This window comes from Herbaspirillum sp. 1130 (assembly GCF_017833835.1).
GTDB lineage: Bacteria > Pseudomonadota > Gammaproteobacteria > Burkholderiales > Burkholderiaceae_D > Herbaspirillum > Herbaspirillum huttiense.
Genome location: NZ_JAFICQ010000008.1, coordinates 1 through 18,638 on the forward strand (window position 1 = coordinate 1; position 18,638 = coordinate 18,638).

General features: G+C 62.4%; 20 protein-coding genes. 9 read left to right on the top strand and 11 right to left on the bottom strand.

All coding sequences use genetic code 11. From position 1 onward, the window contains the following. Nucleotides 1-505: 505 nt before the first annotated feature. A complete protein-coding gene (locus tag JOD78_RS26855) occupies nucleotides 506-1,282 on the bottom strand; it encodes an enoyl-CoA hydratase (protein ID WP_121045845.1) in 777 nt (258 codons plus the stop codon). Between the two features lie 214 nt (nucleotides 1,283-1,496). Here JOD78_RS26855 and JOD78_RS26860 point away from each other — a divergent pair, with 214 nt between their 5' ends. Then, a complete protein-coding gene (locus JOD78_RS26860) occupies nucleotides 1,497-1,934 on the top strand; it encodes a universal stress protein (RefSeq protein ID WP_039786852.1) in 438 nt (145 codons plus the stop codon). An 89-nt stretch (nucleotides 1,935-2,023) separates the two neighbouring features. On the opposite strand, the gene JOD78_RS26865 is transcribed toward JOD78_RS26860, so the two are convergent. Further along, nucleotides 2,024-3,256 (bottom strand): murein transglycosylase A, encoded by a 1,233-nt coding sequence (locus JOD78_RS26865; protein ID WP_088756147.1) that lies wholly within the window; start codon nucleotides 3,254-3,256, stop codon nucleotides 2,024-2,026. Between JOD78_RS26865 and JOD78_RS26870 the strand changes: the two genes are divergently transcribed. Beyond that, a complete protein-coding gene (locus JOD78_RS26870) occupies nucleotides 3,255-3,434 on the top strand; it encodes a hypothetical protein (protein ID WP_034340164.1) in 180 nt (59 codons plus the stop codon). The genes JOD78_RS26865 and JOD78_RS26870 overlap by 2 nt on opposite strands. A 32-nt stretch (nucleotides 3,435-3,466) precedes the next feature. Here JOD78_RS26870 and apaG read toward each other — a convergent pair whose 3' ends face one another. Further along, nucleotides 3,467-3,841: a Co2+/Mg2+ efflux protein ApaG gene (gene apaG / locus JOD78_RS26875; protein WP_039786847.1), complete on the bottom strand. Its 375-nt coding sequence runs from the start codon at nucleotides 3,839-3,841 to the stop codon at nucleotides 3,467-3,469. A gap of 262 nt (nucleotides 3,842-4,103) precedes the next feature. On the opposite strand from apaG, the gene rpe reads away from it, so the two are divergent. From rpe to trpC, 6 genes are all read left to right on the top strand, one after another. After that, nucleotides 4,104-4,769: a ribulose-phosphate 3-epimerase gene (gene rpe / locus JOD78_RS26880; protein WP_034340160.1), complete on the top strand. Its 666-nt coding sequence runs from the start codon at nucleotides 4,104-4,106 to the stop codon at nucleotides 4,767-4,769. 49 nt (nucleotides 4,770-4,818) lie between these two features. Further along, nucleotides 4,819-5,499, top strand: coding sequence for a phosphoglycolate phosphatase (locus JOD78_RS26885; protein ID WP_034340158.1), 681 nt, complete (start codon nucleotides 4,819-4,821; stop codon nucleotides 5,497-5,499). A gap of 352 nt (nucleotides 5,500-5,851) precedes the next feature. Then, nucleotides 5,852-7,348: an anthranilate synthase component I gene (gene trpE, locus JOD78_RS26890; RefSeq protein WP_034340156.1), complete on the top strand. Its 1,497-nt coding sequence runs from the start codon at nucleotides 5,852-5,854 to the stop codon at nucleotides 7,346-7,348. Further along, nucleotides 7,349-7,924, top strand: a complete 576-nt coding sequence (locus tag JOD78_RS26895) for an aminodeoxychorismate/anthranilate synthase component II (protein ID WP_121045844.1) — start codon at nucleotides 7,349-7,351, stop codon at nucleotides 7,922-7,924. A 26-nt stretch (nucleotides 7,925-7,950) separates the two neighbouring features. Beyond that, on the top strand, nucleotides 7,951-8,988 hold the full coding sequence (trpD, locus tag JOD78_RS26900) for an anthranilate phosphoribosyltransferase (RefSeq protein WP_034340151.1): 1,038 nt from the start codon (nucleotides 7,951-7,953) through the stop codon (nucleotides 8,986-8,988). A gap of 37 nt (nucleotides 8,989-9,025) precedes the next feature. Further along, the gene (trpC, locus tag JOD78_RS26905) at nucleotides 9,026-9,826 is read left to right on the top strand and encodes an indole-3-glycerol phosphate synthase TrpC (RefSeq protein WP_209569206.1); all 801 of its coding nucleotides are present in this window, start codon (nucleotides 9,026-9,028) and stop codon (nucleotides 9,824-9,826) included. 87 nt (nucleotides 9,827-9,913) lie between these two features. Here the strand turns inward: trpC and JOD78_RS26910 are convergent, their stop codons facing one another. Continuing rightward, on the bottom strand, nucleotides 9,914-10,693 hold the full coding sequence (locus JOD78_RS26910) for a 3-oxoacyl-ACP reductase family protein (RefSeq protein ID WP_121045842.1): 780 nt from the start codon (nucleotides 10,691-10,693) through the stop codon (nucleotides 9,914-9,916). A 155-nt stretch (nucleotides 10,694-10,848) separates the two neighbouring features. Here JOD78_RS26910 and JOD78_RS26915 point away from each other — a divergent pair, with 155 nt between their 5' ends. Next, nucleotides 10,849-11,775 carry a LysR family transcriptional regulator gene (locus tag JOD78_RS26915; protein ID WP_121045841.1) on the top strand — a complete coding sequence of 309 codons (927 nt, stop codon included), beginning with the start codon at nucleotides 10,849-10,851 and terminating at the stop codon, nucleotides 11,773-11,775. Nucleotides 11,776-11,792: 17 nt separating this feature from the next. Here the strand turns inward: JOD78_RS26915 and JOD78_RS26920 are convergent, their stop codons facing one another. The 7 genes from JOD78_RS26920 to JOD78_RS26950 form a co-directional block, all read right to left on the bottom strand. Next, nucleotides 11,793-13,199 carry an MFS transporter gene (locus tag JOD78_RS26920; protein ID WP_245202324.1) on the bottom strand — a complete coding sequence of 469 codons (1,407 nt, stop codon included), beginning with the start codon at nucleotides 13,197-13,199 and terminating at the stop codon, nucleotides 11,793-11,795. 197 nt (nucleotides 13,200-13,396) lie between these two features. After that, nucleotides 13,397-14,971 carry a ubiquinone biosynthesis regulatory protein kinase UbiB gene (gene ubiB / locus JOD78_RS26925; RefSeq protein WP_121045839.1) on the bottom strand — a complete coding sequence of 525 codons (1,575 nt, stop codon included), beginning with the start codon at nucleotides 14,969-14,971 and terminating at the stop codon, nucleotides 13,397-13,399. Then, nucleotides 14,972-15,586, bottom strand: coding sequence for an SCP2 sterol-binding domain-containing protein (locus tag JOD78_RS26930; protein WP_199725157.1), 615 nt, complete (start codon nucleotides 15,584-15,586; stop codon nucleotides 14,972-14,974). Between the two features lie 179 nt (nucleotides 15,587-15,765). Next, nucleotides 15,766-16,740, bottom strand: coding sequence for a Tim44-like domain-containing protein (locus JOD78_RS26935; protein ID WP_121045838.1), 975 nt, complete (start codon nucleotides 16,738-16,740; stop codon nucleotides 15,766-15,768). Nucleotides 16,741-16,868: 128 nt separating this feature from the next. Continuing rightward, nucleotides 16,869-17,603, bottom strand: coding sequence for a bifunctional demethylmenaquinone methyltransferase/2-methoxy-6-polyprenyl-1,4-benzoquinol methylase UbiE (gene ubiE, locus JOD78_RS26940; RefSeq protein ID WP_039786819.1), 735 nt, complete (start codon nucleotides 17,601-17,603; stop codon nucleotides 16,869-16,871). An 81-nt stretch (nucleotides 17,604-17,684) separates the two neighbouring features. Beyond that, nucleotides 17,685-18,107: a DUF971 domain-containing protein gene (locus JOD78_RS26945; RefSeq protein ID WP_121045855.1), complete on the bottom strand. Its 423-nt coding sequence runs from the start codon at nucleotides 18,105-18,107 to the stop codon at nucleotides 17,685-17,687. Between the two features lie 77 nt (nucleotides 18,108-18,184). Continuing rightward, entirely contained in the window at nucleotides 18,185-18,637 is a 453-nt protein-coding gene (locus tag JOD78_RS26950; RefSeq protein ID WP_209569208.1) for an HIT family protein, read from the bottom strand. Between the last annotated feature and the right edge of the window lies 1 nt (nucleotide 18,638).

An 18,638-nucleotide genomic window follows, 5' to 3' on the forward strand; every position in this document is an offset into this window, starting at 1 on the left:
CCCACGCTTATCGGCTGTTAATTTTTAAAGATCTGTCTGTCGCAAACGCGCTTGGCGCTGTTTGCATCGCTGCGAATCGTTTTGTTCGTCAGCAGCAGAGAAACGAGATTATGTAGCAGTTTGTTTATCGCGTCAACTACTTTTTTGCGATTCGTTTTAAATCTTTTCGTCTCGCTTAACTTCCGCTTTGACTACTTCCAATTAAAACGCCTTACAACCTGCTTCACTACTCCTTGCTTCGCCGACATCCGTCGCTCTGTTTTTCAACTTCACTTCGTGTGCCGCGTCAGCAGGGGGCGAACTATAGCAACGCACTACATGCCGCGCAAGCACTTTCGAAAAAATCTCGAAAATAATACAAGTGCGGTGCTTCGCCATCGACGCCAAATTCCCACAAACCCCTGACTGGAAGCGGTTTCCGCAGGATATGAATAAATAGTAAATCATTCAGAAAAAAGGGCCGCCCTGACGGGCGCCCCTTTCTTCTCCATGGAAAGAAAAATGATCAGGCGTTCTTGAACACCGCCGGCCGCTTTTCCAGGAAGGCCTTCATGCCCTCCTTCTGGTCCTCGGTAGCGAAGCAGCTATAAAAGAGCGCGCGCTCATACTTCATCCCCTCGGACAAGGTGGTCTCGTAGGCACGATTGACCGAATCCTTCACCATCATCGCCACCTGGCGCGGCATCTCGGTAATGGTCACCGCAACCGCCATGGCTTCTTCCATGAGCTTGTCGGCCGGCACGATGCGCGACACCAGCCCGGCGCGCTCAGCCTCCTGTGCATCCATCATGCGTGCCGTCAGCGCCAGGTCCATGGCCTTGGACTTGGAGACCGCACGCGGCAGGCGCTGCGTACCGCCAGCGCCCGGGATGATGCCCAGCTTGATCTCCGGTTGCCCGAACTTCGCATTGTCGGCCGCGATGATGAAGTCGCACATCATCGCCAGCTCACAGCCACCGCCCAGCGCATAGCCCGCCACTGCGGCAATCACCGGCTTGCGGATGCGGCGCAGGGTCTCCCAGTTGCGGGTGATGAATTCCCCATTGAAGACATCCATATAATCAAACCCGGCCATCACGCTGATATCAGCCCCCGCCGCGAAGGCCTTCTCACTGCCGGTCACGATGATGCAGCCGATCTCTTCCTGAGCATCGAAGGCCAACAATGCCGTTCCCAGCTCGCTCATCAGAGCGTCGCTCAAGGCATTGAGCGCCTTGGGACGGTTCAGGCGGATCAGGCCGACCTTGTCATGGGTCTCGACCAGGATGTTTTCATAGCTCATAGTGGGTCTCCTTCTTATGAATGAATCGGCAATCCGCCCGGGCGTGGCAGCAACCGGCACGGCGAACCGCAAGAATAAGCCAAAAATAATGCGCCAGTCCGACCTGGCGCAATGACTGCCAAGAATTTCATGCGGGCAAGGCACCACGGGACTATATTGGAGTCATTCCCTGTGCGCAGCGGCGCATTCCCTATCCCTATATGAGGAGGCGAACATGTTCAAGAATATCCTGGTCCCCACGGACGGCTCCGAACGCTCGGACAAGGCCATCGCGACGGCCATCGACTACGCCAAAAACAGCGGCGCAAGCATCGTCGGCATCTCGGTGGCCGAACCCTACCCCTTCTCGCCGCTGGCCGAGAGCTCGATGGCGATCGATCCCGCCCTTTATGAAGAAAACGTCAAAACCCTGGCCAATCAGCACATCAAGAAGATCGCAGATGCTGCGGCCGCCGCCGGCGTACCCTGCCAGACGGAGATCGTGATGTCCTTCAATCCCGATGAAGAAATCATCAAGGCTGCGACACTGCACGGCTGCGACGCCATCTTCATGGCCTCCCACGGGCGCAGCGGCCTCTCGCGCATCTTCCTGGGCAGCAAGACGCAGAAGGTGCTGACGCATTCGACCATCCCGGTGCTGGTACTGCGCTGATCCTTGTACATAAGCTCCTCAATCGGCAAAAAAGCCTGACCCCTCGACAGGATCAGGCTTTTTCATTGCCGCAAGGAAAGCAGGGAAATTCAGTTGCCTCCCGGCGGCGTCATCCCCTTGGGCAGCAGCACCCACATCATGCCGCGCTGCTTCATGGCCCCCGCGCGATCCTCGGCCTCGTCGCCAAAGCCCCAGAAATAGTCCGCCCGCACCACGCCACGAATGGCACCGCCCGTATCCTGCGCCACCACCAGCCGTTGCAGCGGACGGTCACTATTGGGCAGCGTGGTCGCCAGGAACACCGGCGCCCCCAGCGGCACATGCTGCGGGTCGATGGCGATGGAACGCTGCGGGGTCAGCGGGATGCCTTGCGCCCCCTTGGGTCCCTTGGAAGGATCCGGCAGCTTTTCTTCCTTGAAGAAGACATAGCTGGGATTGGCATTGAGCAACTCTTCCTTGCGCGCCGGATTGGCCTGCACCCAGGCCTTGATGTTCTGGGCGGATGCCTGGGAGAGCTCCATCTCCCCCTTGTCCACCAGATAGCGTCCGATCGACTTGTAGGGACGGCCATTCTGGTCCGCATAGGCCAGGCGAATGGTCTCGCGCGACTCCGGCAGATACACGCGGCCCGAGCCCTGCACCTGCAGGAAGAAGGCCTCCACCGGATCATCCACCCAGACGATTTCCTTGCCGGACAAGCTATTGCCCTGCATCAACTCGGCGCGCGTCGGATACGGCACCACCTTGCGTCCGACCACCTTGCCGCGCAGGCGCAGGTTCTTCAGTTCGGGATAGACGCTGGCCATGTCGATGGTCAGCAGGTCGTCCGGCGCCTGGTACAGCGGTGTCTGATACGGCCCGGCGCGGCGGCGCGAACCGCGCAGCAGGGGCTCGTAGTAGCCGGTCACCAGCCCGGTGTCGGTGCCATCAGGATTGAACAGCTGATACGGTGTGAAATAAGTCTCGAAATACTGGCGCAGGAAGCCCAGGTCATTGGCATTGACCTGCTGCGCCGCGCCACAGGCGGCGCGCCACTCGGGCTTGCGAATCATGACCGAGCAGGAAGACTGCAGCGCTGGCCAGGCCTCGCGCAGGTCGTCATTGTTCCAGCCCGGGAGCTGGGCGAAGGTGGTAGCACGCATGGCCGGGCCCGGCTGGGCCACTGGCTTGGGCGACGGCTGGCTCGGAGCCGGCGTGGTGAGCGGCGTGGTCTGGCAGGCCGCCAGCAGGACAGCGACCGAGACCGCCATCGCAGGTACACTAAGACGCCGCAGCGCCGACAGCTTGGCAAAACGATTCAATGACATTGGAGACAAATTCATGTTGTGGTTGATCCTGGAGGCCAGTGCCGCCTTCTTCGTGCTGGTCTTCATCGTCTGGTGGACCATGTTCTCGGGCCGCAAGGAACACAATGGCCGGCCCGTCAGCGCCAGGCAGAAAGAAGCGCAGGAAAAGAAACAGCAGCCAGCGCGAGAGACGACAGACAGCGACCCGCGCTGAAAAATCCGTCGTCCCGCCTCAGGAAGAAAAATTCAGTGCAAGGTGCGCGGCAGTGAAAGCACGAACTCGGGGATGCGCACGTCAAATTGCTCGCCATCCTCGGCCACGCAGAAATATTCACCATGCATGCTGCCCTGGGGGGTCCCGAGCGACGTACCGCTGGTGTACTCGAACTGCTCGCCGGGCTGCAGGAAGGGCTGATGCCCGACCACGCCCAGGCCGCGCACTTCCTGCGCGTGGTTGTTGGCGTCGGTGATGACCCAGTGGCGCGAGATCAACTGGGCAGGGACCGTGCCGGTATTGACGATGGTGATCGCATAGGCGAACACGTAATGCGAACGCGATGGATCGGATTGTTCCTCCAGGTACTGGGTCTTGACCGTCACCGTGAACTCATACGCTGCCATGGAATTTCCTGTGTTGTGAAGGGGACTGCCGCCGCGCCGGCGATCTGCAATCGGGCTTGCCCGCGCGGCTACCCCGGATTGCACACGAATTCAGCCGGCTGCGCAAGCCGATGCGTTCCGCCTGCTCTGCCCGTTCCGGGCCAAGCCAGCCAGCTCATCGGCCGGGCCGGCGACCGCTGCAGCAAGGTAGAATAGCGGTTTTGCCGTCTTCGCGCCTGCGCCCGACGGCCAATGTCGATTCAGCCATCCTTTGTTTACAGCCATGCCGACCTTCCGTATCGCCCCCAGCATCCTGTCCGCCGATTTCGCCCGCCTGGGCGAAGAAGTGCGCAATGTCGTCGCCGCCGGTGCCGATTTCATTCACTTCGACGTGATGGACAACCATTATGTCCCCAACCTGACCATCGGCCCGCTGGTGTGCGAAGCCATCCGCCCGCACGTGCAAGTGCCGATCGACGTGCACCTGATGGTCAAGCCGGTGGACCGCATCATCCCCGATTTCGCCAAGGCCGGTGCCAATCTCATCACCTTCCACCCGGAAGCCTCCGAACACATCGACCGCTCCCTGCAACTGATCCGCGACAACGGCTGCAAGGCCGGCCTGGTATTCAACCCCGGCACGCCGCTGCATTACCTGGATCACGTGATGGACAAACTGGACATGGTCCTGATCATGTCGGTAAACCCCGGTTTCGGCGGCCAGTCCTTCATTCCGGAAGCCCTGAAAAAGATCGCCGAAGTGCGCCGCCGCATCGATGAATCCGGCCGCGACATCCTGCTGGAAGTCGATGGCGGCATCAAGGTCGAGAACATCGCCGCGGCCGCCCGCGCCGGTGCCGACACCTTCGTGGCCGGTTCGGCCATCTTCGGCAAGCCGGACTACAAGGCCGTCATCGACGCCATGCGCGCCGAACTGGCCCAGGTCTGATCGCACCTCCCCTTCGCCAGACGAACAAACAACGAGGTTTACCGGGCATATGAAGAATCTGACCAACATCAAGGCCGCCATCATCGACCTCGACGGCACCATGCTGGATACGGCCGCTGACTTCCACGTCGCGGTCAACCGCATGCGTGAAGAATTGGGACTCACGCCCCTGTCCCAGGAAACCATCGTCAACTTCGTCGGCAAGGGGACCGAGAACCTGATCCGGCGTGTGCTCGCCGTGGACTATGCCGAGGACGAGGCAGCGCAATACTTCCAGCAGGCGCTGGACAGCTACACGGAGCACTACCTGGCCATCAATGGCGACTATTCCTCGCTCTACCCGGGCGTGGTCGAGGGCCTGCAAGCCCTGCGCGCCAAGGGCCTGCGCCTGGCCTGCGTGACCAACAAGCCGCTGGCCTTCGCCGTACCGCTGCTGCAGAAGAAGGGGCTGCGCGATTTCTTCGAGATCGTCTATGGCGGCGATTCCTTCCCGAAGAAGAAGCCCGATCCCATGCCCTTGCTGCAAGTCTGTGAGGATTTCGCCCTGCAACCCGCGCAGGTCGTGGCCATCGGCGACTCCAGCAACGATGCCCAGGCCGCCCGCGCGGCCGGTTGCCGTGTCCTGAATGTTCCGTATGGATACAATCACGGTGAATCTATACACGACGTCGATTCGGATGGTATAGTTTCGACGCTTGTAGAAGCAGCGCAGCAAATCTCGGTGGACTGACAACCCGTCAGCTCACCGGTCGACAGACCGAAGATCCAATCGCGACCCACATCAATGTTTCGTAACAACAAACGAACCGCTCAACCGACAGCCGCCCCTGAGGCCTGGCTGTGGCGACGCTGGCAATTCCAGGCGCAGTAATTGACGCCTGGACCTGGCCGCACCTGCGTGCCAGGTCGTTTGTTGTGGTACCGCATCCTCCGCATTTCCCGTAATTCTCATAACGACACCGCTGACGAGAGTCCGCACCTGTCTGCTGCATCCGCGTGCATCGCGTCCATGGCTTCATGGCGTCTGCGCGCCGGTCTGCGGCCAGGCCCGCGTACCCTACAATGGCGGTCTGGAGTGACACATGACCGAACTCGAATTCAAATCGCTGGCCGCCGAAGGCTACAACCGCATCCCCCTGATCGCCGAAGCCTTCGCCGACCTGGAAACGCCGCTGACGCTCTATCTCAAGCTGGCCCAGAGCCACAACACCGGCAAGAACACCTTCCTGCTGGAGTCGGTGGTCGGTGGTGAGCGCTTCGGGCGCTATTCCTTCATCGGCCTGCCCGCCTCCACCAAGATTCGCTGCAGCGGCCAGCAGATCGAGGTACTGAAAAATGACGAGGTCATCGAGACCGCCCAAGGCAATGCGCTGGAATTCATCGCCGAGTATCAATCCCGCTTCAAGGTCGCCATCCGTCCCGGCATGCCGCGCTTCTGCGGCGGCCTGGCCGGCTACTTCGGCTACGACGCCGTGCGCTACATCGAAAAGCGCCTGGAAAACAGCGCCCCGCAGGATACGCTGGGCCTGCCCGACATCCAGCTGCTGCTGACCGAAGAACTGGCCGTCATCGACAACCTCTCCGGCAAGCTCTACCTGATCGTCTACGCCGACCCCACCCAGCCGGAAGCCTTCTCCCGTGGCCGCCAGCGCCTGCGCGACCTGCGCGCCATGCTGCGCCGCCCGGCCGATGCACCGGTGACCACCGGTTCGGTGCGTACCGAGACCATTCGCGAATTCCCCAAGGACGAATACCTCAAGGCCGTGGCCCGCGCCAAGGAATACGTGATGGCCGGCGACCTGATGCAGGTGCAGATCGGCCAGCGGCTCAGGAAATCCTATGTGGATTCGCCGCTGATGCTGTACCGCGCGCTGCGTTCGCTGAACCCCTCCCCTTACATGTACTTCTACAACTTCGGCGACATGCAGATCGTCGGTGCCTCGCCGGAAATCCTGGTGCGCAACGAATCCATCGGCGAAGGCCAGAAGAAGATCACCATCCGCCCGCTGGCCGGCACCCGCCCACGCGGCTCCACCATCGAGCGCGATGAACAGCTGGCGCGCGAACTGCTGGCCGATCCCAAGGAAATCGCTGAACACGTGATGCTGATCGACCTGGCCCGCAACGACATCGGCCGCATCGCCACCACCGGCAGCGTCAAGGTCACCGACCAGATGGTGATCGAAAAATATTCCCACGTGCAACACATCGTCTCCAACGTCGAGGGCATCCTCAAACCCGGCATGTCGAACCTGGATGTGCTCAAGGCCACCTTCCCCGCCGGCACCCTCTCGGGCGCCCCCAAGGTGCGCGCCATGGAAATCATCGACGAACTGGAACCGACCAAGCGCGGCATCTACGGCGGCGCCTGCGGCTATCTCTCCTTCGGCGGCGAGATGGACGTGGCCATTGCGATCCGTACCGGCGTCATCAAGGACGGCACGCTGTACGTGCAGGCGGCCGCCGGCATCGTGGCAGACTCGGTGCCGGAAATGGAATGGGAAGAAACCGAAAACAAGGCGCGTGCCGTATTGCGCGCTGCTGAACAAGTACAAGATGGCCTGGACGGAGAAATCTAAATGCTGCTGATGATCGACAACTACGACTCCTTCACCTACAACCTGGTGCAATACTTCGGCGAGCTAGGCGAAGAGGTGCTGACCATCCGCAATGACGAGATCACGCTGGATGACATCAGAAAACTGAACCCGGAACGCATCTGCCTCTCCCCCGGCCCCTGCAGCCCCAAGGAAGCCGGCATCTGCGTGGACCTGCTCAAGGAATTTTCCGGCAAGCTGCCCATCCTCGGTGTCTGCCTCGGCCACCAGGCCATCGGTGAAGCCTTCGGCGGCAACATCATCCGCGCCAAGCAGGTCATGCATGGCAAGACGTCCAAGATTGCGCACACCGGCGTTGGCGTCTTCAAGGACCTGCCCACTCCCTATACCGTGATCCGCTATCACTCGCTGGCCATCGAACGCGCCACCCTGCCGGATTGCCTGGAAGTGACCGCCTGGACCGATGATGGCGAAATCATGGGCGTGCGTCACAAGGAGTTCGACCTGCAAGGCGTGCAGTTCCACCCCGAGTCCATCCTCTCCGAGCACGGCCACGCCCTGCTCAAGAACTTCCTGACCGGCAGCGCCCACGGCTGAGACCATTAGACAAATCGAGACAAGACATGCCCATCACTCCCCAAGAAGCGCTGCTGCGCTGTATCGAGCATCGCGAAATCTTCCACGATGAAATGCTGACGCTGTTCCGCCAGATCATGAGCGGCGAGATGTCGCCGGTGATGATCGCGGCCCTCACCATGGGCCTGCGCGTGAAAAAGGAAAGCATCGGCGAGATCGCCGCCGCCGCCCAGGTCATGCGCGAATTCGCCACCAAGGTGCCGATGGCCGACACCTCGCGCCTGCTCGACATCGTCGGCACCGGCGGCGACGGTGCGCACACCTTCAACATTTCCACCGCCTCCATGTTCGTGGCGGCGGCCGCCGGTGCGCGCGTGGCCAAGCATGGCGGACGCAGTGTCTCCTCCTCCTCGGGCAGCGCCGATGTGCTTGAAGCCCTGGGCGCAGACATCAACCTGCAACCCGAACAAGTGGCGCAATCGATCGCCCAGACCGGCATCGGCTTCATGTTCGCCCCCAACCACCACGCCGCCATGAAGCATGCGGCGCCGGTGCGCAAGGAGCTGGGCGTGCGCACCATCTTCAACATCCTCGGTCCGCTCACCAATCCGGCCGGGGCTCCCAACATCCTCATGGGTGTGTTCCATGCAGACCTGGTCGGCATCCAGGTGCGCGTACTGCAACGCCTGGGCGCGCAGCACGCCATCGTGGTCTGGGGCCGAGACAACCTGGATGAAGTCACGCTGGGCGGTGCCACCATGGTGGGCGAGCTGGTCAACGGCGAGATCCGCGAATACGAGATCCATCCGGAAGATTTCGGCCTGTCCATGTTTGCCAGCCGCAACTTGCAGGTCGGCAATGCCACCGAGTCCAAGGAGAAAATCTTCGAAGCCCTGCGTGGGGAACCCGGTCCGGTGCACGACATCGTAGTCATCAATGCCGCCACCGCGCTCTACGCGGCCGGCGTTGCGCCCTCGATCGCCGAGGGCCTGCAGACGGCGCGTGCCACCATTGCTTCCGGTGCGGCGCGTGCCAAGCTGGACCAGTTCGTCCAGGTGACCCGCCAGCTCGGCGGCAAGCACTGATCTCCGCCCCTCAACTCAGACCCCTGACAGGAGCCCCATGTCCGACATCCTCAACAAGATCCTCGACGTCAAGGCCGAGGAAGTCCGCATCGCCAAGCAGCAGCGCGACCTCGCCAGCCTGCGCCGCGATGTGGAAACCGATAGCGAATTGCGCTCGGAACTGCGCAATTTCGAAGAGAGCCTGCGCAGCAAGATCGCCAACGGCCAGGCCGGCGTGATTGCCGAAGTCAAGAAAGCCTCGCCTTCCAAGGGCGTGATCCGTCCCGACTTCAAGCCGGCCGAGATCGCGGTGAGCTATGCCGAACATGGCGCGGCCTGCCTGTCGGTACTGACCGATGAACAATTCTTCCAGGGCTCGCCGGACTACCTCAAGCAGGCGCGCGCCGCGTGTGCCCTGCCGGTGCTGCGCAAGGATTTCATGATGGATCATTACCAGATCTATCAAGCGCGCTCCTGGGGCGCGGACGCCATCCTGCTGATCGTGGCTGCGCTGGACCACGGTCTCATGGCCGACATAGAAGCCTGCGCCCATGAGCTGGGCATGAGCGTGCTGGTGGAAGTCCACGATCAGGCTGAACTGGACGCGGCCCTCAAGCTGAAGACCCGCCTGTTGGGCATCAACAACCGCAACCTGCGCACCTTCGAGACCACGCTCGACACCACGCTGAACCTGCTGCCGCGCATCCCCCCGGAAAAGCTGGTGGTCACCGAATCGGCGATCGCCACCCCGGACGATGTCAAGCGCATGCGCGATGCCGACGTGCATGCCTTCCTGGTCGGTGAAGCCTTCATGCGTGCCCCGGAGCCGGGCGTAGAATTGGCTCGCCTGTTCGCCTGATTCCCCCTCTCACGAAAAAACCTCGCCCGGTGCAGACCGGTGCGAGGTTTTTTTTCGTCCTGAGAGTGACGGTGACCTGAGCAGCGATCAAGCCGAGAAACCGCCATCGATCATCAGGTTGGCACCGGTGATGTAGCCCGCTTCCGGACCTGCCAGATAGGCCACGAAGCTGGCGATTTCCTCAGCCTTGCCATAGCGCGGCAGTGCCATCAGGCCGGTCAGGGAAGTGGCGAAGTCGCTGTTGGCCGGGTTCATGTCGGTATCGACCGGACCGGGCTGGACGTTGTTGACGGTGATGCCGCGCGAACCAAGGTCGCGGGCCAGCCCCTTGGTCAGGCCGACCAGCGCCGACTTGCTCATGGCATACACGGCACCGCCGGCAAAGGGTATGCGGTCGGCATTGGTGCTGCCGATGCTGATGATGCGGCCGCCTTCGCCCATGTAGCGCACGGCGGCCTGGGTCGCCACCACCACACTGCGCACGTTCACGGCCAGGGTGCGGTCCAGGTCTTCCAGCTTGAACTCATCGATGGGGCCCATGGCCAGCACGCCCGCATTGTTCACCAGGATATCGAGCCGGCCGAAGGTCTCCGCGGCCAGGCGGATGGCTTGCTGCAGGGCGGCTGCATCGGCGCTGTCGGCCTGGATCGCCAGCGCGCGGCCACCGGCGGCTTCCACGCGGGAGACCAGGGCTTGCGCCTTGTCCGGCGAAGTGACATAGGTGAAGGCGACGGTGGCGCCCTCGGCGGCCAGGCGCTGCACGATGGCCGCGCCGATACCGCGCGAACCGCCTTGCACGAAGGCCACCTTGGAGGCCAGGGTGGATGCGGATGGGGATGCGGCGGCGTTCTGGATTTGCTTGTTCATGATCTTGCTCCTTGAAAGTGATGGGTTGGTCCCGTCGGCCTGCAGCGGCGTGCTGCTGTGTGCGTCCGGGTTGAAGCAAGTATCGGCGTTTGATTATGTGGCGACTAGCTGGCAATCCCTATCTTCTTTTTAAACCAATGGTTTAGAATCGAGCGATGGAAACCATGACCAGCATCGAATGCTTCGTCGCTGCGGCCCACGCCGGCAGCTTTTCGGCGGCGGCACGCCAGCTCGGCCTGACGTCGGCGGCCGTGGGCAAGAACGTGGCACGGCTGGAGACTTCACTGGGCGTGCGCCTGTTTCACCGCAGCACCCGCAAGCTCTCGCTGACCGAAGCGGGCGAACGCTTCCTGCAGGAAGTGGGTGGCGGCCTGCAAGCCATCCGCAGCGCCGTGGCCAATCTCGCCAGCGCTGGCGGGCAGCCAGCCGGCACGCTCAAGGTCAGCATGGGAACGGGATTCGGGCGGCAATACATCGTGCCCTTGTTGGGAGAATTCCTGGGGCGCTATCCGGGCATCCAGCCGGACTGGCATTTCGAGAACCGCTCGGTGGATCTCATCACCGAGGGCTTTGATGCCGCCATCGCCGGCGGCACCGAGCTGTCGCCCGGCGTGGTGGCGCGCGAGCTGGCCCCGGCGCATCGGGTGCTGCTGGCTTCGCCCGCCTATCTGGAGACGCATCCCGCCTTGCGCTCGCCGGCCGACCTGGCCGAGCATGCGGGCATCCTGATCCGCTCGCCCCAGACCGGGCGCGTACGGCCCTTCTCGCTACGCGACCACGACGGCCAGCAGGCACCGGTCACGCTGCAGCAACGCATGACCATGAGCGATGCCAATGCGGCTTGCGAGGTGGCCGAAGCGGGGCTGGGCATCACGCTGGTGTCGATGCCGCATGCCCTGCTCTATCTGGATCGCGGCACGCTGGTGCGGGTGCTGCCGGACTGGTACGTGGATACCGGCATGCTCTCGCTCTACTTCACCGCGGCGCGGCTGCTGCCGGCCAAGACCCGGGTATTCGTCGATTTCGTGGTCGAGCACTTCCGCCGCGAGCGGCTGGCGGAGCGCTTTTCGGCGCACCGCTGAATACACGTCCGAGAAGTTCAGCGCTTGCCTTGCGCGGCGCGCATCCCGCCGCCAATATTGCTGCCAGCGTCCCGCGCCAGGCCGCGATAACCGATCACTGAAATCAACGTCACCACACCAGCCATCGCAAAGGCCCACTGAAAATCGCCCAGCGTGAAATGCGCGCCGGTGGCATCGATCTCCTCGCCGCGGATCGCCGCCGCGATACGCAAGGCCAGCGCACCGAAGGCGATGCCCATGCCGATGGTCATCTGCTGCGCGACGCTCCAGAGCGTGCTGGCCGAGGATTTGCGGGCATCGCTGATATCCGCATACGCCAGCGTGGCCAGGGTCGAGAACTGCATCGACCGCGACAGCCCGTAGCAGAAGATCACCCCCAGGATCACCGGCAGCGGCGTGCCCGGCGTGAGCAGACCGCAGGCGATGATGAGGCAACCGGCGATGGCCGCATTGTTGACCGCCACGCTACGGAAACCGAAACGCTGCAGGATGCGCGTGGTGAATGCCTTCATGCCGAGATTGCCGAGAGCGGTGGCCAGCAGCAGCAAACCCGACTGGAACGCCGTCAGGCCGAAACCGATCTGGAACATCAGCGGCATCAGGTAAGGCACTGCATCCACGCCAATCCGCGTGAGTGAACCCGTCAGCACCGTCACCGAATAGGTCGGAATGCGCAGATTGGAAAAATCCAGCAGCGGATGTTCGATGCGCTGCATGTGCCGCCACGCGCAGTACCCGAGCGCCACGCCGAGGGCCACGAAGCCAAGCGCCACCTTGATGTTGGACTCCATATGGCTAGCGATCTCGGTGCCATACAGCAGCGAGGTCAGCGCCGCGCCCGAGAGCAGGAAACCGATCACGTCCAGCGGCCGCTTGCTGTGGCCATGTTCATTGCGCACCACGCGCATGACGGCAATGAAAGCCGCAAACCCGAACGGCACGTTCATCAGGAAGATCCAATGCCAGGAAGCATAGGTGGTGATGAAGCCACCGATCGATGGTCCCACCACCGGTGCCACGATGGCCGGCCAGGTGATGGTGGCAATGGCTTTCATCAGCCTGTCCTTGCCGGTACTGCGTACCACGATCATGCGCCCGACCGGTACCATCATTGCGCCACCCAAGCCTTGCAATACACGCGCTGCGGTGAACTCCCACACGTTCTGCGAATAGCCACACAAAACGGAAGCCAGCGTGAAGATCGCAATGGCGATACCGAACACGGTGCGCGAACCGAAGCGGTCGGCTACCCAGCCGCTGATGGGGATGAAGACGGCCAGCGTCAGCATGTAGGCCGTCATGCCCAGGCTCAGTTCGTTGGGACCTACACCGAAGGACTGCGCCATCTGCGGCAAGGCCGTGGCGATGATGGTGGTGTCGAGATACTCCATGAAGAAAGTCGCCGCCACGATGTAAGGCAACATGCGTACGCGTGCATCGGACAGGCTGTTGTCGTTGGTTCCCACGGTGTTCTTGGCCTCTGTTGTTTTGGGTTGAACCATGCGAAACGCCGGCATAGGCCGGCGCTTGCTGAAGACAGTTTTAGATAGTTACCAAATTAACCAAACTATCTAAATCATCCAAATCATCCAAATCATCTAAATGATTTAAATCATTTACATCAATAGAACTTCAGGAAATGCATCAGCACCTGGATCACGATGATGCCGCCGATGAGCCCCCCGCCGAAATAGACGATCACACCCAGCAGCATGTTGGTGCGCCGCTGCTCGGCCAGCAGCTTGCGGATCAGTTCGGTGTTCTGCGGCTGGCTCTCGCCGTCGGTGTAGCGCGTCAGCGCCTGGTGCGCCAGGCGCGGCAGCTCCGGCAGCAGGCGGCTGTAACGCGGCACTTCCACCTTCAGCTGTTCGACGAAACCGCGCCAGCCGATCTGCTCGCTCATCCAGCGTTCGAGATAGGGCTTGGCGGTCTTCCACAGGTCCAGGTCCGGATCGAGCTGGCGGCCCAGGCCTTCGACGTTGAGCAGCGTCTTCTGCAGCAACACCAGTTGCGGCTGCACTTCCACGTTGAAACGGCGCGAGGTCTGGAACAGGCGCAGCAGCACCTGGCCGAAGGAGATGTCCTTCAACGGACGGTCGAAGATCGGTTCGCAGCAGGCACGCACGGCCGCTTCGAGTTCATCGACGCGGGTTTCCTTGGGCGCCCATCCGGATTCGATGTGGGCCTCGGCCACGCGCTTGTAATCGCGGCGGAAGAAGGCCAGGAAATTCTGCGACAGGTAATCCTTGTCGTAATCATTGAGCGTGCCGACGATGCCGAAATCCAGCGCGATGTAGCGGCCGAAGGTTTCCGGGGCTACCGACACCAGGATGTTGCCGGGGTGCATGTCGGCGTGGAAGAAGCCATCGCGAAACACCTGGGTGAAGAAAATCTCCACACCATCGCGCGAGAGCTTGGAGAGATCGACCCCTTCGGCGCGCAGGCGCTCGGTCTGCGAGATCGGGATGCCATACATCCGCTCCATCACGATCACCGAGGATGAACAATAATCCCAATACATCTCCGGCACCATCAGCAGCGTGGACTCGGCGAAGTTGCGGCGCAGCTGGCTGGCATTGGCCGCTTCGCGCATGAGGTCCAGCTCGTCGTGCAGGTACTTGTCGAACTCGCCCACGACTTCCTTGGCCTTCAAGCGACGTCCATCGGCCCACAGGCGTTCCAGCCAGTCGGCAGCCACATGCATCAGGCCGATGTCGTGATCGATGATGTCGCGCATGCCGGGACGCAGCACCTTGACGGCCACTTCCTTGCCATCCTTCAGGGTGGCGAAGTGGACCTGCGCAATCGAGGCCGAGGCCACCGGGGTGCGTTCGAAGCTGGCGAAGAGCTGGTCCGGATGCGCGCCCAAGGACTTTTCGATCTGCTTGACCGCCAGTTCCGATTCGAAGGGCGGCACGCGGTCCTGCAGCAGCGTCAGTTCATTGGCGATATCGGGCGGCATCAGGTCGCGCCGGGTCGAGAGCACCTGGCCGAACTTGATGAAGATGGGACCGAGATCCTCCAGCGCGCGACGCAGGCGCTCACCGCGCGGCGCAGTCAGGTCGCGCCAGAAGAAAATGCGGTTGATGATGCGGGCGATGCGCGGCGGCGCAAATTCGGAGGCGATGATTTCATCCAGGCCGTAGAGAATGGCGACACGGATGATCTTGAGCAGACGCATGGAACGCAGCAGCATTTAACGACGCTCCAGTTTCTCGATGCGTTTGGACAGGCGTTCCAGATCATCGCGCAGGCGCACGACGTCGGCAGAAAAATCCTGCAACTGGCGGGGGCGGATCAGCATCGGTTGTTCTTCCAGGAAATACTCGGCAAGGTTTTCGGTCAGCTTGCGCTGCGTGGTGCGTGCGGCGTCGAACAGGCCCCGCGCGCCGGAGACGATGCGGGTCGCAGCGACATCGCCGACCACGCGGGAGAGGTCATCCTCGGCATCCCAGCGCAGCTTCTGGCTCAGCTGCGAAATCACATTGGCGAAATCGGCATCGCCTTCCAGCTTGACGTAAGAGACGGCGCGCTCGCGGTTGGCGGCGATCAGCGGCAGGTCGGACAGCTTCAGGCGGATGGTGACGTTGGCCAGCGCATCGGCCGGCACCTCCTGCAGGTAGCCATCGCCGGTCACCTTCAGGCGCAATTGCATGACGCCGGTATCGATGCAGGCGACCTTGCCGGCATGGGCCATGAGGGTGTCGCGCGCCCACGGTTCCTGGGCCAGCAGGTGGTTGATCACCGCAGCGGCAGGTTTCATCGGATCGAGGCCGGAGACAAGAGTGGACGGATCGGGCAGCACGGACATGGATTCCAGAATCGGGGTGGATCGGAGGACTACGGGTTGAGTACGCCGGAGCAGAAAGAATTCCCTCCGCCAAAACAAAACCGCCCGCAAAAGCCGGGCGGTTTCAAGTGTACCAGCTTGGCGCACTGGCAAGGTTCAGGCACTGCGGCTGGCTTGATCCAGCGCGCCTTGTGCCTGCATCAGACCTGCTGGATACCCGCCAGCACCCAGCCGCCGCTGCCGTTGAGCGGCTTGGAGAGATTCCAGATCTCGGCGAAGGGTTCGGCCGAGGCATCCGGCGCTTCCTTGATGAGACCCTGGAAGCGCACCGTGGCCAGGTAATCGAAGGCCATGGTCTCGATGCCCAGCAGTTGCGCGTCGAGCTGCACGACATCGGTGGCATTGGGCGCTGCGCCACGTTCGCTCAGCTGCATGCGCAGTTCGGCGAACATCTCGGGCGTGGTGAATTCACGGATGTCGTTGACGTCGGCGCGATCCCACGCCGCCTGCAGGCGGATGAAATAGGTCTTGGCATTGCGCACGAATCCGGCCGTATCAAAGCCATCGGGGATGCCCCATTGCTGGATCTGCGCCGGCTGGGCCGTGCCGCCGTAGCCATTGCCTTGCAGGGCGGCAGGCGACGCGTGCGGGACCGCCGGCGGCGGATTGATGTCGCGCAGCCCGGAACCGATTTCCGGGGTGGCACCGGCAGCGCTGCCGATGGGGCTCACGCCCGGCATCGGTGTGGCATAGGCCGGGTTGTTGTTCTGCGCTTCACGGCCACGGGCAAACAGGCGGATCAGGAAGATCACCGCCGCGCACAGCAGCGCAATGGTCAGCAGCGAACCCAGCATGCCGCCGAGCGCGCCACCGATCCCGAAGTGCGACATCAGCGCACCGAGGCCGAAGCCCAGCAGTGCACCGCCCAGCACATTGCGCCAGGGACTGGCGGGCTTGGGCATGGGAGCGCTTTGCGGCGCGGCGGCCGGTGCGGCAGGACGGGAAGGCTGGCTATAGGACGGCGAAGACGGCGCAGAGGGGGCCGCCTGGCGCGAGTAATTGGAGGATTGCTTGCCGAAGGAACCACCGCCACCCAGGCGCTTGGCCTCGGCGGGCGACATGATGAGGGAGAGCGAAGTGATCGCCAGCAGCAGTGCGAGGAATATTTTTTTCATGGGCTTGCCTCTTGTGGATGATGCCGAAGTGGCGAGCGGGCCGAGGGAAAAGCAAGCCGCCACATCGGAGCCATCATTGTCGCCGGGCAGAATTAAGCCAGCCTTAATGCTGGCGCGCCCAGCATTAATCACATCTTAATGCCCGTATGCAGCGCAGCCACACCGGCGGTCAGGTTGAAATACTGTACGCGATCCAGGCCGGCCTGTTCCATCATCTGCTTCAGGGTTTCCTGGTCGGGGTGCATGCGGATCGATTCGGCCAGGTAGCGATAGCTGTCGGCATCGTTGGCGACCTTCTTGCCCAGCCACGGCAGGACCGAGAAGGAATAGACGTCATAGGGCTTCTTCAGCGGTTCCCAGACCTTGGAGAATTCCAGCACCAGCAGCTTGCCACCGGGCTTGAGCACGCGGCGCATTTCGGCCAGGGCGGCATCCTTGTGGGTCATGTTGCGCAGGCCGAAGGCCACCGAGACGCGGTCGAAATAATTGTCCGGGAAGGGCAGTTTCTCGGCATCGCACAGCATGGTCGGGGTGACGATGCCCTTGTTGAGCAGACGGTCGCGGCCCACACGCAGCATGGATTCGTTGATGTCAGTAAGCCAGACTTCGCCGCTCGGACCTGCCTGCTTGGCGAAGACCTTGGAGAGGTCACCGGTACCACCGGCGATGTCGAGCACCTTGAAGCCCGGACGCACGCCGGCCTGGGCGATGGTGAAGGCTTTCCAGATGCGATGCAGGCCCGCCGACATGAAGTCGTTCATCACGTCGTACTTGGCAGCGACGGAGTGGAACACTTCCGCGACCTTGCGGACCTTTTCTTCTTCTTTGACGGTTTCGTAACCGAAGTGGGTGGTGTTGGTCATGGCTGGGCCTGTAACGATGAAGACGACATTATAAGAGACGGGCCAGCGCAGAGCTTGCCCTGGATCAGCAGGAGGCGCGCCTCAGTGCGAATGGCCGCAGCCATGGCCGCCTGCCGCCTCGGGCTGGTGATCGCGCCCGCTTTCACGGGTGAAGCCGGCCGCTTCCAGTTTCTGCAGATAGGCTTCCCACAGGGCCGCCTGGTCACGGCCGAGCTGGTAGAGGTAATCCCAGGTGAAGATGCCGCTGGCGTGGCCGTCCGAGAACAGCGGTTTGACGCCATAGTTGCCGACCGGTTCGATGCCGTGGATCTCGACGTCGCGCTTGCCGGTCTGCAGCACTTCCTGGCCCGGTCCGTGGCCGCGTACTTCGGCCGAGGGGGAAAGGACGCGCATCAGTTCAAAGGGCAGGGAAAACATCACGCCGTCATCGAACTCGACTTCGACCACGCGCGAGAGCTTGCGTACCTTGAAGGACACCGGAACCGGAGAAGACGGGGCGCTCATGGGCTCTCCCTTGTTGAAATTGGTGAGAAGAAACATCGCGCCCGGCGGCGTCACCGCACGCCGGGCTGCTGCCAGCATCAGGCCGTCAGGCCTGCCGCATCGAGATGCCGGCGCACGGCTTCGCGCAACTGCGGCAGCAGTGCACGGCGGGCGGCCAGCGAGCCCTCATCGGCCGCACGGCGCGGCTCGGCCCAGACCGGGCTGGGGAAATGGCGATCATCGGTAAAGCGCGGGATCACATGCCAGTGCACGTGCGGGGTCATGTTGCCCAGCGTGGCCAGGTTGACCTTCTCGGGCTGCATCACCTCGCGCTGGGCGGCCTCGACCGCCCACACCGCATTGGCCAGCAGGGTGCGCTGCGCCGGGGCAAGGTCGGTCATTTCCTTCACGTGCGCATGGCAGATGACCCGGCAGAAGCCCGGATAGTCGGCCTCATCGACCAGCACCACGCGAAACGCGTGATGCTGCCACAGCACCTCGCCACCATCGCCGGCGCACAGCTCGCAAGCGGGAACCACGGAGGCACTCATG

Bases quoted from the DNA above. Each gene is read 5' to 3' on its own strand.
- apaG (WP_039786847.1), bottom strand. From the start codon at position 3,841: ATGGCAGCGTATGAGTTCACGGTGACGGTCAAGACCCAGTACCTGGAG.
- rpe (WP_034340160.1), top strand. From the start codon at position 4,104: ATGCCGACCTTCCGTATCGCCCCCAGCATCCTGTCCGCCGATTTCGCC.
- JOD78_RS26865 (WP_088756147.1), bottom strand. From the start codon at position 3,256: ATGAATTTGTCTCCAATGTCATTGAATCGTTTTGCCAAGCTGTCGGCG.
- ubiE (WP_039786819.1), bottom strand. From the start codon at position 17,603: ATGACCAACACCACCCACTTCGGTTACGAAACCGTCAAAGAAGAAGAA.
- trpD (WP_034340151.1), top strand. From the start codon at position 7,951: ATGCCCATCACTCCCCAAGAAGCGCTGCTGCGCTGTATCGAGCATCGC.
- JOD78_RS26915 (WP_121045841.1), top strand. From the start codon at position 10,849: ATGGAAACCATGACCAGCATCGAATGCTTCGTCGCTGCGGCCCACGCC.
- JOD78_RS26935 (WP_121045838.1), bottom strand. From the start codon at position 16,740: ATGAAAAAAATATTCCTCGCACTGCTGCTGGCGATCACTTCGCTCTCC.
- JOD78_RS26910 (WP_121045842.1), bottom strand. From the start codon at position 10,693: ATGAACAAGCAAATCCAGAACGCCGCCGCATCCCCATCCGCATCCACC.
- JOD78_RS26950 (WP_209569208.1), bottom strand. From the start codon at position 18,637: ATGAGTGCCTCCGTGGTTCCCGCTTGCGAGCTGTGCGCCGGCGATGGT.
- JOD78_RS26870 (WP_034340164.1), top strand. From the start codon at position 3,255: ATGTTGTGGTTGATCCTGGAGGCCAGTGCCGCCTTCTTCGTGCTGGTC.
- ubiB (WP_121045839.1), bottom strand. From the start codon at position 14,971: ATGCTGCTGCGTTCCATGCGTCTGCTCAAGATCATCCGTGTCGCCATT.
- trpE (WP_034340156.1), top strand. From the start codon at position 5,852: ATGACCGAACTCGAATTCAAATCGCTGGCCGCCGAAGGCTACAACCGC.
- JOD78_RS26895 (WP_121045844.1), top strand. From the start codon at position 7,349: ATGCTGCTGATGATCGACAACTACGACTCCTTCACCTACAACCTGGTG.
- JOD78_RS26855 (WP_121045845.1), bottom strand. From the start codon at position 1,282: ATGAGCTATGAAAACATCCTGGTCGAGACCCATGACAAGGTCGGCCTG.
- JOD78_RS26945 (WP_121045855.1), bottom strand. From the start codon at position 18,107: ATGAGCGCCCCGTCTTCTCCGGTTCCGGTGTCCTTCAAGGTACGCAAG.
- JOD78_RS26860 (WP_039786852.1), top strand. From the start codon at position 1,497: ATGTTCAAGAATATCCTGGTCCCCACGGACGGCTCCGAACGCTCGGAC.
- JOD78_RS26885 (WP_034340158.1), top strand. From the start codon at position 4,819: ATGAAGAATCTGACCAACATCAAGGCCGCCATCATCGACCTCGACGGC.
- trpC (WP_209569206.1), top strand. From the start codon at position 9,026: ATGTCCGACATCCTCAACAAGATCCTCGACGTCAAGGCCGAGGAAGTC.
- JOD78_RS26930 (WP_199725157.1), bottom strand. From the start codon at position 15,586: ATGTCCGTGCTGCCCGATCCGTCCACTCTTGTCTCCGGCCTCGATCCG.
- JOD78_RS26920 (WP_245202324.1), bottom strand. From the start codon at position 13,199: ATGTTGCCTTACATCGTGGCGGCGACTTTCTTCATGGAGTATCTCGAC.